This is a genomic window from Saccharopolyspora elongata (assembly GCF_004348985.1).
In the GTDB taxonomy this organism is placed as follows: Bacteria; Actinomycetota; Actinomycetes; order Mycobacteriales; family Pseudonocardiaceae; genus Saccharopolyspora; species Saccharopolyspora elongata.
This window is the reverse complement of the sequence record NZ_SMKW01000002.1, coordinates 241273-253832: the sequence shown is the minus strand read 5'-3', so window position 1 is coordinate 253832 and position 12560 is coordinate 241273. Positions and strand designations below refer to the sequence as shown.

11 protein-coding genes are annotated in these 12560 nt (G+C 70.6%); 5 read left to right on the top strand and 6 right to left on the bottom strand.

The genetic code is table 11. From position 1 onward, the window contains the following. Positions 1-6: 6 nt before the first annotated feature. Positions 7-705, bottom strand: a complete 699-nt coding sequence (locus E1288_RS02860; protein WP_207954139.1) for a class I SAM-dependent methyltransferase — start codon at positions 703-705, stop codon at positions 7-9. Positions 706-785: 80 nt separating this feature from the next. After that, positions 786-1991 (bottom strand): cytochrome P450, encoded by a 1206-nt coding sequence (locus E1288_RS02855; RefSeq protein WP_132480194.1) that lies wholly within the window; start codon positions 1989-1991, stop codon positions 786-788. A gap of 6 nt (positions 1992-1997) precedes the next feature. Here E1288_RS02855 and E1288_RS02850 point away from each other — a divergent pair, with 6 nt between their 5' ends. Next, positions 1998-2534, top strand: coding sequence for a LuxR C-terminal-related transcriptional regulator (locus tag E1288_RS02850; RefSeq protein ID WP_235883297.1), 537 nt, complete (start codon positions 1998-2000; stop codon positions 2532-2534). 154 nt (positions 2535-2688) lie between these two features. Then, positions 2689-3834, top strand: a complete 1146-nt coding sequence (locus tag E1288_RS02845) for an alkaline phosphatase PhoX (protein ID WP_132480191.1) — start codon at positions 2689-2691, stop codon at positions 3832-3834. 84 nt (positions 3835-3918) lie between these two features. Here the strand turns inward: E1288_RS02845 and E1288_RS02840 are convergent, their stop codons facing one another. After that, positions 3919-4356: a MarR family winged helix-turn-helix transcriptional regulator gene (locus tag E1288_RS02840; RefSeq protein WP_132480188.1), complete on the bottom strand. Its 438-nt coding sequence runs from the start codon at positions 4354-4356 to the stop codon at positions 3919-3921. An 84-nt stretch (positions 4357-4440) separates the two neighbouring features. Here E1288_RS02840 and E1288_RS02835 point away from each other — a divergent pair, with 84 nt between their 5' ends. Continuing rightward, complete coding sequence (locus tag E1288_RS02835) at positions 4441-6222, top strand: ABC transporter ATP-binding protein (RefSeq protein WP_132480185.1); 1782 nt, start codon at positions 4441-4443, stop codon at positions 6220-6222. A gap of 31 nt (positions 6223-6253) precedes the next feature. Here the strand turns inward: E1288_RS02835 and E1288_RS46710 are convergent, their stop codons facing one another. Then, complete coding sequence (locus E1288_RS46710; protein ID WP_165967953.1) at positions 6254-6406, bottom strand: hypothetical protein; 153 nt, start codon at positions 6404-6406, stop codon at positions 6254-6256. On the opposite strand from E1288_RS46710, the gene E1288_RS02830 reads away from it, so the two are divergent. Further along, complete coding sequence (locus E1288_RS02830) at positions 6399-7667, top strand: sialidase family protein (protein ID WP_235883296.1); 1269 nt, start codon at positions 6399-6401, stop codon at positions 7665-7667. The genes E1288_RS46710 and E1288_RS02830 overlap by 8 nt on opposite strands. A 61-nt stretch (positions 7668-7728) precedes the next feature. Here the strand turns inward: E1288_RS02830 and pip are convergent, their stop codons facing one another. Both pip and E1288_RS02820 read right to left on the bottom strand, forming a co-directional pair. After that, positions 7729-8694: a prolyl aminopeptidase gene (pip, locus tag E1288_RS02825; protein ID WP_132480182.1), complete on the bottom strand. Its 966-nt coding sequence runs from the start codon at positions 8692-8694 to the stop codon at positions 7729-7731. Positions 8695-8796: 102 nt separating this feature from the next. Further along, the gene (locus E1288_RS02820) at positions 8797-10644 is read right to left on the bottom strand and encodes a sialidase family protein (protein ID WP_235883295.1); all 1848 of its coding nucleotides are present in this window, start codon (positions 10642-10644) and stop codon (positions 8797-8799) included. Between the two features lie 256 nt (positions 10645-10900). Here E1288_RS02820 and E1288_RS02815 point away from each other — a divergent pair, with 256 nt between their 5' ends. Beyond that, positions 10901-12511, top strand: a complete 1611-nt coding sequence (locus tag E1288_RS02815) for an ABC transporter substrate-binding protein (RefSeq protein WP_132480176.1) — start codon at positions 10901-10903, stop codon at positions 12509-12511. Positions 12512-12560: the final 49 nt, after the last annotated feature.

Below are 12560 nucleotides of genomic sequence, written 5' to 3'. Positions count from 1 at the left end.
CCCGGGTCAGCCGAGGTCGGCGACCTCCCACAGGCCCAGCGCCTTGTCGGCGTACCGCCCGTCGCCTTCGATGCAGCCCTCGACGATGAGTTCCAGCGGCGCCGGGAAGCCGAACGGCGCCAGCTGCAAGTTCAGCGGGCGCCAGTCCCCGGTCTCCACGTCGACGTTCACCGCCAACTCCGGGAACGTCGTGGTCAGCAGGTACCGCGCCCCGCTGCGCCGGATGTTGCGCAACGCGGCCCGGATCTGGTCGAAGGTGAGGTGCACCAGGCAGTCCCGGCACAGCACGAGATCCGCCGCGGGCAGCGGATCCGCGGTGAGGTCGAGGATCTCGAACCGGCGTTGCGCACTGCAGTAGCGATCCCGGTTGTGCGCGACGAGTTCCGGCACGATGTCGGCGCCGACGTAGGTTTCGACGCCCAGGTCGGTGGTGCTGAGCCAACCGAAGTCCCCGCAAGGGACGTCCGCGACGGTGCGCACGCCACGCCTGCGCAGCAGAGCGGGGATCTCGGTCCTGATGTGCTCGGTCGCGGTGCTCTCCGAACCGTGCCCGGAGACCGATTCCTCGCTCCCCCACAGGTTGTGCTGGTAGATGTAGCGGAACACCGCGTCGGTCTCCTGCCGGCGGAGGTTCTCGCGGTGCTTCCGGTAGTTGACGTTCGACAGCAGCTCCGGACGCCCCCAGCCCATCCCGGATTCGCTCATCCTCGTCGTCCCTTCCACAGCTCCACGGCCGCCGCCACCGACGGCCCAGCACCCGACCTTGGCACAGATCGCGGAGTGCGTCAGCCGCTGTACACGTCCTCCACGTAGCGGCCCTCGGCAATGAGGCCCTGCAACCAAGCGTCAGCGGTTTCCGCGTCGCTACCGGGAACTCGCTCGCGGTACACCGCGCGGAACGCGTCGCGCACCCCTGGCGCCATCCGGTTGCCGTCGCCGCAGACGTAGACCTTCGCCCCGTCCTGCAACAGGTTCCAGACCTCGTCGGCTTCCGCCGCGATGCGGTGCTGCACGAACCGGTGCCCGTCGACCGGCGCTTCGCTGAAGACCGGACGGACGGCGACCGCGCCGGCCGACTCGGCGGCGGCGAGTTCCGCCGCATGGAGGTAGTCGGCATCCGCCGCGTCGCAGCCGAAGTAGCACAGCGCGGGGGCGAGCCGGGCGCCGCTCTCGACGAGGCCGCGCCGGTCCGCGATCGCGCCCCGGAACGGCGCCAGACCGGTGCCCGCGGCGATCATGACCACCGGGACGTCCGTGCCGATGCGGAACGCTTCGCGGCACGGCTGGACGCGCGCTCGGTCGGTGCCGAACGGCTTGAACGCGTGCGGCGACCGGGCCGCCTCGGCCTCGGGGGTGAACCGCGTCGGGTCGAAGAGCTCGGGGTTGTCGCCCCACACCGGGTCGCGGTGCAGCACCGGCGTCAGCACCGCCACGGCTTCCCCGGCGCGCAGCGGAATCCGCCCGCCCAGCAAGGTGTCCTCGCGCGCCACCCGCCCGAAGGACGGGGCCGACGGCCACAGCCGCAGCGCCTCGTTGAGCACCTGGCGGGTGGCGGTCAGGCGGCCGACGTCCTCGAACGTCGGGTCCGGTTCGGCGTCGCCCCACAGCTCGTCCACCTCGCGCTGCACCACGTGCAGGAGCCCCAGGAGGTCGTCGGCCGACGTTTCGCCCGCGGCCGTGCGGGCGCCGATGACGTCGTCGACCACGGACGCCAGGTACGCCGCGTCGGCCCGGAACGCCGCGTCCCGATCGGCTTGATCGGCGCCGGGAGGCATGGTCAGCCGCGACATGCTCCAGGCGAGGCAGCGCACCATGGAGCCGACGAACGGGTGCGGTTCGTCGCGGTCGAACGAACCGAAGTCGAAACCGAAACCGGCCAGCCCGATGGTGTCCAGCGTCATCCGCGTCATGTCGTCGGGCACGTCCACCGGCACGCCGGCGGCGGCCCGGCGGTCCCAGGACGCGAGGAGGCGGCGAGCCACCTTCAGCATCACCGGGTGGTAGGTGCGCTGGCCAACCCCCTGATGGCCGCGGAGTGGGGCACACTGCCCAGCCAGTTGCGCGGCCGCAATGCGCTCGACTTCTTCCGCCCGCGCTCCAGCGATCAGCTGCACCCGGTCGTCGAGGCGCTGCGGCGGCGCCGCCGGTCCCGCTACCCGGTCGAGGTGCGCTGGTCCGCGCCGGGCGGGTCGGAGCGGCACGGCGAGATGACCGTCGACGTGGTCAGCGAGGCCCCGGATGCCGAGACCGCGTTGCTGTTGCTGCTGAACGTTCTCGGCGACGTCACCGAACCGGCCGAAAAACCCGCCACCGACCTGGTCAGCCCGGTGGAGGCGCGGATCCTCGCGCTCGCGGCCGGCGGCGTGACCACCGCGCAGATCGCCAAGTCGGTCGGCCTGACCGTGGACGGGGTGAACTACCACCTGCAGCGCATGTCCCGCCGCTGGCGCGTGCCGAACCGGACCGCGCTGGTGGCCCGCGCCTACGTGCTGGGCGTGCTGAAACCCGCGGCCTGGCCACCAGAACCCGCCTGACCATCCACTTCGGACACGAGCGGGCCGGTCCCGTCTTGTCGTGAAGTGTTCACCGGTTCTGCACTGATCCGATGCCGGGCCCGCCCCTAGTGTCACGGTGCCCGCCGGCAGGTCCAGCAGCGCGGGCACCACTTCTCATCGGAGGAGCAAAGCCGTGGAACGTCGCACCTTTCTGCGTGCCGCCGTCGCCGGTGGCACCACCATCGCATTCGGGTTCAGCGTGACGCGCGAGGCGATCGCCTACCCGGCGCAGACCGGTCCCAGTCCCTACGGCCCCCTGCAGGCGGCCGATGTCAACGGCATCCAGCTGCCGGCGAACTTCACCAGCCGCGTGATCGCCCGCTCCACCCAGAAGGTCGCCGGAACCGGCCACACCTGGCACGGCGCCCCGGACGGCGGCGCCTGCTTCGCCGACGGAACCGGGTGGATCTACGTCTCGAACGCCGAACTCGGCTCCGGCGCGGGCGGGGTGAGCGCCGTGCGGTTCGACGGCAATGCGAACATCACCGCCGCGTACCCCGTCCTGGCCGGCACGAGGCAGAACTGCTCCGGCGGCGCCACCCCGTGGAACACGTGGTTGTCGTGCGAGGAAACCGATCTCGGGTACGTCTTCGAGACCGACCCGTGGGGCGCGAACACCGCCGTCCGGCGGGACGCGATGGGGCGGTTCAAGCACGAGGCCACGGCGGCCGACCCGGATCGCCGGGTCGTGTACCTGACCGAGGACGAACCCGACGGCAACTTCTACCGGTTCGTGCCCACCACCTGGGGCGACCTGTCCGCGGGCACCCTGCAGGTGCTGGTCGACGACGGCGGCGCGCTGTCCTGGGTGGACGTTCCCGACCCGGACGGCAGCCCCACCCGAACCCGCCGCCAGGTCGCCGGGGCCAAGGTGTTCAACGGCGGCGAAGGGGCCTACTACCGCAACGGCACGTGCTTCTTCACCACCAAGGGCGACAACCGCGTGTGGGCCTACGACGCGGTCAACAACGCCCTGGCCATCGCCTATGACGACGACCTGACCGGCAACCCGCCGCTGACCGGCGTCGACAACATCACCGGCGCCCCGGCAGGCGACCTCTACGTCGCCGAGGACGGCGGCAACATGGAGATCTGCATCATCACCCCCGACGACGTCGTCGCCCCGTTCCTCCGGATCAACGGGCAGTCCGCCTCCGAGCTGTGCGGGGTCGCGTTCAACCCGGCGGGCAACCGCCTGTACTTCTCCTCGCAGCGCGGCGCTTCGGGCTCCAACAGCGGCGGCATCACCTACGAGGTGACCGGCCCGTTCCGCGGCTGATCCGCCTCGACTTCTTCAGGCCCGCGGGTCCCGTCCGGACCTGCGGGCCTTCTTCCTCGCCACCGGAACCCGCCCGGCCGCGACCTATCGGCCCGTCGACGCCTGATCGACCTTTTCCAGCAGTTCCAACAGGGTTTGCCGCTGTCCGGCGGTGAGCGGGGCGAAGAGCTCACCCGCCGCGCGGGCGCGGAGCTCGGCCAGCCGCTTGCACGTCTTCCGGCCTTCCGGGGTCAGCTCCAGCAGGGTGGAGCGGCGGTTGCCGGGATCGACCTCGCGCCGCAGCAGGCCCGCCTCTTCGAGGGCGTCGACGATCGGCGTCACCGCTCGCGGCACCACGTGCAGCCGCTCGGCCAGCTCCGCCATGCGAGGCGGCGTCTCGCACCTGCCCAGCACGGACAGCGCACGCGCTTGCGCGGGCGTCAGCCCGAGATCCCCGGCGCCGCGCCGCTGCAGGACGTGCGCGGACTTGGCGAGCCGCAGGAACAGCGCGCCGAGACGTTCTTCCTCACCACCGGCATCCACGCGGCCAGCTTAACAGAGTGACAGTAATAGTGAACTATGGTAACTATGAAGGTGACTCTGAATTCGATCGCACTGGAGCCGCCTATGTCATCGCCCGAGGAATCCACTCCTCCGCCTGCCCGCCTTCGCCGCATCGGCCGCCTCTTCCGCCCCCATCGAGGCACGCTGCTGGTCGTCGCGCTGCTGGTCGTCGTGTCGTCCCTGGTCTCCGTCGCGTCGCCGTTCCTGCTACGCGAGGTCCTCGACGTCGCCATCCCGCAGCAACGGCTCGGCCTGCTGACCGCGCTCGTGCTCGGCATGATCGGCGTGGCCGTCGCGACCAGCGTGTTCAACGTCGCCCAGACATACTTGTCCACCAAGGTCGGGCAGAGCGTGATGCACGGACTGCGCTCGGCGGTCTACGCCCGGCTGCAGCGCATGTCGCTGGCGTTCTTCACCCGCACCCGGACCGGCGAGATCCAGTCCCGCATCGCCAACGACATCGGCGGCATGCAGGCCACCGTCACGTCCACCGCCACCTCGCTGATCTCCAACCTCACCACCGTGGTCGCCACGGTGGCCGCGATGCTCGCGCTGGACTGGCGGCTGACGATCGCGTCGGTCGCCCTGCTTCCGGTGTTCGTGTGGGTCAGCAGCCGGATCGGCCGCGAACGCAAGAAGATCACCGCGAAGCGGCAGCGCCAGCTGGCATCCATGTCCGCCGGCGTGCAGGAATCCCTTTCCGTCAGCGGGATCCTGCTGGGTCGCACGATGGGCCGGGCGCGGTCGCTCACCGACTCCTTCGCCGCCGAGTCCGCCGCGTTGGCCCGGCTCGAGGTCAGTTCCAGCATGGCCGGCCGGTGGCGGATGTCGAGCATCCAGATCGTGATGACCGCGCTGCCCGCGCTGATCTACTGGGCGGCCGGCGTCACCAGCACCTTCGGCGTCCCGCTGATCACCCTGGGCACCCTGGTCGCCTTCGTCACCCTGCAGCAGGCCCTGTTCCGGCCGACGCTGTCGCTGCTGTCCACCGGCGTGGACGTGCAGAGCTCGCTGGCGCTGTTCGGCCGCATCTTCGAATACCTCGACCTGCCGATCGACATCGACGAACCGGAGCGACCGGTGCGGCCGGCGCGGATCGAGGGCGAGGTGCGGTTCGCGGACGTGTCGTTCGCCTACTCACCCAAGGCCGCCGACGGAACCCTCACCGGGATCGACGTGACCGTACCCGCCGGCACCAGCCTCGCCGTGGTCGGCGAAACCGGGTCCGGGAAGACGACGCTCAGCTACCTGGTGCCGCGCCTCTACGACGTCACCGGCGGACAGGTGCGCATCGACGGCATCGACGTGCGCGAGCTCGGCTTCGACACGCTCGCCGATGCGGTCGGCGTGGTCTCCCAAGAGCCCTACCTGCTGCACGCCTCGGTGGCCGAGAACCTGCGCTTCGCCAAGCCCGACGCCACCGACGAGGAACTGGTCGCCGCGGCGAAGGCGGCACAGATCCACGACCACGTGGCGGCATTGCCGGACGGCTACGACACCTTGGTCGGCGAGCGCGGATACCGGTTCTCCGGCGGGGAGAAGCAGCGGCTCGCGATCGCCCGCACGATCCTGCGCGACCCGCCGATCCTGATCCTCGACGAGGCCACCAGCGCACTGGACACCCAGACCGAACGCGCGGTGCAGCAGGCTCTCGACGCGCTGTCCTCGGGCCGGACCACGATCACGATCGCGCACCGGTTGTCGACCGTGCGCGACGCGGACCAGATCGTGGTGCTCGACGGCGGGCGGATCGCGGAGCGCGGCACGCATGACGAACTGCTGGCCGTCGGCGGCCGATACGCGGCGCTGGTCCGGCGCGACGACCAGCTCCCCTCCGCCGCGTGAGCACCGGATTCGAGTCGCCCGCAGGCGTTCGTCAACCGTCCATTTCCGCCTGATTCACCGGATGTTCGAAATTCACCTCTTCCCCAATTCGACGGTTTGTTTCCGGCTTCGCTGGCAGGATGTGGTGATCTTGTTCGGGGGCGACCTGCCGTAGCAGTACGGCGGAGAGGAATTTCGTGAGCATTCGCCACACCTGGAGGATCGGCACCAAGGCGGCGTCGGCGGTGCTGGCCACCGCGGTCCTGGGCAGCGCATGTGCGACCGCGCCCGAACCCGCCGCGCCCGCGGCAGCGCCGTCCGGCCCCGTCTTCGCCCAAAGCTCCGGTGGCGGGCGGGCGTTGGCGGGGACCGAGGTCTACAAGAAGGGCGAAGGCGGCTACCACTGCTTCCGCATCCCCGCCGTCGTGCGCACCAAGGACCGCAGCACGCTGCTCGCCTTCGCCGAAGGGCGCCGCAAGGACTGCGCCGACACCGGCGACATCGACGTGGTCCTCAAGCGCTCCACCGACGACGGCAAGACCTGGGGCGACATCGAACTCGTCGCAGACGGCGGCGGCGACACCCGGGGCAACCCGGTGCCCATCGTGGACGGTGAGTCCGGCCGGATTTCGCTGCTGACGACGCACAATCCGGGCTCGGAGTGCAAGTCCGGCGCCAAGTGCACCCGCACGCCGTTCCTGCAGCACAGCGCGGACCCGAAGGGCACGAAGTGGACCGCGCCCGAACCCCAGCCGCAGCTGACGAAGTCCGAGTGGAACACCTGGTACGCGACCGGCCCCGGGCACGGCCTCCAGCTGACGCAGGGCGAGCACCGCAACCGCATGCTCGTCGGCATCACCTTCGGCGGCAGCGGCGGGCGCAAGGGCGCCGGGCTGATCTACAGCGACGACGGCGGGACCAGCTGGAAACTCGGCGCCGTGGACGACCGAACGGGCAAGAAGATCAACCCGCAGGAGCTCAACCTGCTGGAGACCACCGACGGCGCGGTGTACGCCGCCGCGCGGAACCAGGACAACAACGGCACCGAGACCTCGACCGGCAACCGCGCGGACGCCACCAGCACCGACGCGGGCGCGACGTTCGAGCAGGAATTCGCGGTCGTGCCGGAGCTGAAGGGGCCGGTGGTGCAGGGCTCGGTGGTGCGGCTGCGCGCCAAGACGGCCGGTGACCCGAACGACCTGATCCTGTTCTCCGGGCCGTACAACGAGGATCCGAAGATGGCGCACCGGCGACACACGTTGCGCATCCGCACGTCGGCCGACGAGGGCGCGACGTGGCAGGAGGTCGGCACGGTCGTCGACGCGACCTGGGCGGCCTACTCGGACCTGGTCAACCTCGGCGGCGGCCGGGCGGGAGTCCTCTACGAGGCCGGCCCGCAGGAGTCGAACGACGCCCACGCCTCGATCCGCTACGCCCGGTTCGAGGAAGGCGACCTCGATCGCTGACGACCCGCGCGGGCCCGGGTCGACCCGGCCCGAGCCCGCGCACGGCTTCCGCCGGTCTGCGTCAGGCGCGGCCGGCGAACCGGTCGGTGGCCGCGATGAGCCCGTCGAGGATGCCGGGCTCGTCGAAGGCGTGCCCGGCATCCTCGACGATGGTCAGCTCCGCGTTTCCCCACGCACGGGCGAGTTCCCAGGCCGTACCCGGCGGGGTGAGCACGTCGTACCGGCCCTGCACGATCACCCCGGGGATACCGCTCAGCAGCCCGGCGTCGCGGATGAGCTGCCCTTCCTCCAGCCAGCCGCGGTGCCGGAAGTAGTGGTTCTCGATGCGGGCCAGGGGAACCGCGGACCCGGGTTCGGTGAACTCCGCGATCAGCTCCGGTCGCGGCCGCAGCGCGATGAGCCGCCCCTCCCACGCGCTCCAGGCGATGGCCGCGGGCTCGTGCACGGCCGGGTCGAGGTCGTCGAGCAGTCGGTGGTAGGCGGTGAGGAGGTCGCCGCCCCGCTCCGCTTCGGGAACGGCCGCCAGGAAGTCGTGCCATTGCTCGGGGAACAGATGCGCGGAGCCGCCCGCGTAAGACCAGTCGAGTTCGCTCCGGCGGACGGTGAACACACCGCGCAGCACCAGCTCGCTGACGCGATCGGGATGCGTCTGCGCATAGGCGAGCGCGAGCGTGCTGCCCCACGAGCCGCCGAACACCTGCCAGCGTTGGATGCCGAGGTGTTCGCGGAGCCGCTCCATGTCGGCGACCAGGTGCCAGGTGGTGTTGGTGGCCAGATTCCCGTCGGCCGCTCCGGCGCTCGGCGTGCTGCGACCGCATCCGCGCTGGTCGAACAGCACGATCCGGTACGCGTCGGGGCGGAACAGCCTGCGGTGCGCCGGGGTGCACCCGGCGCCTGGCCCGCCGTGTACGAACACCACGGGCTTCCCGTGCGGATTCCCGCATTCCTCCCAGTAGACGAGGTTTCCGTCCCCGACGTCCAGGTGTCCCGCGGCGTGTGGTTCCAGCTCCGGGTAGAAGGTGCGCATGGGCCGATCATGCCCGATCGGCGGGTCGTGAGCGCGAAGTCCGGTTCTTACCGGCTGTCCGGTTCTTACCGGCTTTCGCACTCACGACACCTACCCGGGCCGTCAGGAGATGGCCTCCATCGGGAGCCGGAGCCCGAGGCGGCCGCCGATCTGCGCGTTCCGCGTCCGGATGGACTCCAGCTCCGCCTGCGTCAGCGCGCGCCGGTAGACGCGCACGTCGTCGATGGCGCCGTGGAAGCGGTTGGCGCCGTCCACGCGCTGTCCGATGTGGATTCCGTCGACCCCGAACTCCTTGCCCTCGGTGACGGAACCCGGCGGCACCTCGGCCGATCCGGCTTCCCGGCCGTCGATGCGCAGCACGAACCGGCCGTCCACCCGCTGGAGCGCCGCGTGGTGCCACTGGTCGTCGTTGTACGCGCCGGCGGACTGCACGGTGATGTTGAAGCGGTCCACCATGATCAGCGCCTGGATCCGGTTCGAGCCGGGTTCCGCGCGCAGCCACAGCTGCGGCGTGGTGCCGCTGCCGGTCCGGTACGCCCACAGCAGGGCGTGCGAGCCGGTGGTGTCCGCGTAGCGGAACCACGTCGTCAGGGTGAAGTCGCCGCCGCCGAGGTCGATCGACTCGTCGAACGGCACCTCGACGCGGTCGTCCACGCCGTCCAGGGCCAACGCGTTCCCGAACCGCCCGGGCACCAGCGCCGCGTCGCCGCGGACGAAGGCGGGGTTGCCGCGGCCGGAGTCATCGGGCGTCGTCGGACCGGGTTCGGGCGGTCCCGGAATGCCCGGCGGCGTGCCGTTCGGCGTCGCCAGGTAGGCCTCGTTGAAACGCGCCCACCGGATCGACTCGTACGGCGTGGCGGAGCCGGCCTCGTAGTACAGCCCGATCTCGTCGCCGTCGAGCTTCACCATGTCCGAGTACGCCGACGGCCCCCACCAGAAGACCTTGCCCTGCTCCCAGGGCTGCCAGCTCCGTCCCTCGTCGTAGGAGGAACGCACCGACATCGCCTCGCGCGCCACCGGATGCGCCGGCGCGGACAGCAGGATCCGGTCCTCGGCGTCGCCCTGGTCCCGCGCGTGCAGGCGCAGCGTCGACGCCTGCACGTCGGGCATGGCCAGGTCGATGGCCTGGAACGGCTCGTCGAACGTCGCTCCCCCGTCGCTGCTGATCGCGACCGACCGATGGCCCGGATCGGTGCCGCGATCCCTGGCCAGCGCGTAGACCCGCCCGTCGGTGAGCTCGACGACGGTCACCTCCTGGGCGATGACCGTCCCGCCGTCGACGGCCGCGGACGCACCGATGTGCCAGGTCTGGCCGCTGTCGTCGCTGTAGAGCAGGTGCGTGCCGTAGACGTGCGGGCGCACGCTGTCGTTGATCTCGTGGCTGGCGCCGACCACCAGCCGTCCCGCGTGCGGGCCGCGGGTGAGCTGGATGCCGTGCATCGGGCCGGTGGCGTACCAGAAGTTCCACTCCGGGCGCTTGCCCTCGGTCATCTCGCGCGGCGCCGACCACGTGGCCCCGTCGTCGTCGCTGACCTGGACGAACGGATCGCGATCGCAGCCGTTCGGGCAGGGATCGGGCCCGTTGTGGTTGCTGACCAGCACGATGCGGCCGGTGCGCTGGTCGACGATCGGCACCGGGTTGCCGTGCGTCGACCCGTTGCCGTCGGAGACCACCTGCAGCGGGCCCCAGGTGCGGCCGCCGTCGGTGGAGCGCCGCAGCACGATGTCGATGTCGCCGTCGTCGCCGCAGTCCGCGACCCGGCCCTCGGCGAAGGCGAGGACGTCGCCGTTGTCGGCCCGGACGACGGCCGGGATGCGGAAGCACGCGTAGCCGAAGTCCTGCTTCGCAAACAGGACCTGCTCGTCGACGAACGGTGCTGCCGGGTCCGGTTCGGCGGCCGCGCCGGCCGGCGATCCCGACAGCATCGCGGCCGACAGCAGGACGCTCAACGCCGCGGCTCTCCACCGCCGCGGCGGCCCTCCAGGTGCTATGCGCATGTCATGCCCTTCCAGCAGAGCGAACGAGGGAAGACATACTACGTCCTACGTGGAACCTCTGAAAGCCTCGGCGGACGGCTCCGCGAAACCGGCCGGAAACCTCTCGATCAACTGTTCTTGACCGCCGAACGCAGGCGACCGTAGCCTGCACTCCCAGACTTGACGTAGGACGTCCCATGTCCCGTCGCTCAACCCGCCAGGAGGCAACGTGAGCCCCCACGTTTCCCGCACCTTCGTCAGTCGCCGCGACTTTCTGCGCTACAGCGGGATCCTGAGCGCGGCGGCGGCCGTCTCCGCCACCGTCGGCGCCTGCGGCGGCCCCGCGTCGACGACATCGACCGGCGGCGACGACAAGGGCCTGATCACCGCCGTGATCGGTTACGGCAACGACCAGACCTGGGACCCGACCATGACCGCGTCGGCGTTCGCGATGGCCGGCAACAACCACGTCTACGAAGGACTGATCGACACCGACCCGGTCACCCGCGACCCCTACCCCGCGCTGGCGGCGGCCGCACCCGCCGACCCCAATGCAACCACCTGGCGCTTCGCGCTGCGCCCGGGCGCGAAGTGGCACGACGGGCAGCCGGTCACCGCGGACGACGTGGTGTTCACCTTCGAGCGCGTCCTCGACCCGAGCACCCTGGCGTCCTCGTTCTTCGCCGCGTGGCTGCAGGAGGCCCGCAAGGTCGACGACGCCACAGTGGAACTGGTCCTGAAGTTCCCGTTCCCGGACGGGATCCAGCGCCTCACGATCGCGAAGATCATGCCGAAGCACGTCTACGGCGCCCCGGGCGGCTGGGACGCGGCCAAGAGCGGCAAGGCCATCGGCTCCGGCCCGTACAAGCTGGTCGAGCACAACCCTAAGGCCAACACCAGGTTCGAGGCGTTCGCGGACTACAACGGCCCGCGCAAGCCCGCGGTGCAGAAGATGAACTGGCTGTCCATCGTGGACGCCTCTGCCCGGGTCGCGAAGATCTCCGGCGGCGGCGCCGAGGCGCAGGTCGCCGAGAACATCCCCTACGCCAACATCGACCAGCTGCGCCAGAGCGGGCTGCGGGTCGACGGCGGCAAGGGCATGAACCACCTGTTCCTGATGTTCAACACCGGTCAGAAGCCGTTCGACGACAAGCGGGTCCGGCAGGCCCTGTTCCACGCCATCGACACCCGCAAGATGATCGACGTCGCGCTCAAGGGCCACGGCACCCCGGCCACCAGCTTCCTCAACGAGCAGAACCCGGCCTACGCCAGGGCGAAGACCGTCTACGACCACGACCCCGACCGGGCGCGGGCGCTGCTCGCCGAGGCCGGGGTCAGCGGGCTGACCATCACGCTGATGGCGGTGAACGTCAGCTGGCTCGCCGACTGCCTGCCGACCATCGCCAACTCCTGGGAGGCGATCGGCGTCAAGACCGAGCTGCAGCCGCAGGACACCAGCGCGCTGTTCACCAAGATGGACCAGTCGCAGTCCTACCAGGTCGTCGCGGCGGCATCGAACCCGAACCAGTTCGGCCTCGACCCGGACCTGATCCTGCGCTACAACTACACCGCCGGTGGCACCTGGATGAAGTACACCAAGTGGGACTCCAGCCCCGAGGCCAAGGCGCTGTTCGCGGCGATGGACCAGGCGATCCGGGAACCCGACCCGGCCCGGCGGCGGCAACTCGTCCACGACTACCTCGACGTGGTGGCCGACCAAGCGGTCCTCTACCCGGTGCTGCACAACGAGCTCGTGACGGCCTGGGACCCGGCGAAGCTCGACGGCGTCGAGCCGCAGCCCTACCCCGGCATGAACCTGTTGCAAGCCAAGCGAATCTGAAACAGTCGAACGCACCTTGCACGGCGGTGCGGGTAGCGGAACCTCAGAC

Coding starts and splice junctions, on each gene's coding strand:
- E1288_RS02835 (WP_132480185.1), top strand. CDS start 4,441: ATGTCATCGCCCGAGGAATCCACTCCTCCGCCTGCCCGCCTTCGCCGC.
- E1288_RS02855 (WP_132480194.1), bottom strand. CDS start 1,991: ATGCTGAAGGTGGCTCGCCGCCTCCTCGCGTCCTGGGACCGCCGGGCC.
- E1288_RS46710 (WP_165967953.1), bottom strand. CDS start 6,406: ATGCTCACGAAATTCCTCTCCGCCGTACTGCTACGGCAGGTCGCCCCC.
- pip (WP_132480182.1), bottom strand. CDS start 8,694: ATGCGCACCTTCTACCCGGAGCTGGAACCACACGCCGCGGGACACCTG.
- E1288_RS02860 (WP_207954139.1), bottom strand. CDS start 705: ATGAGCGAATCCGGGATGGGCTGGGGGCGTCCGGAGCTGCTGTCGAAC.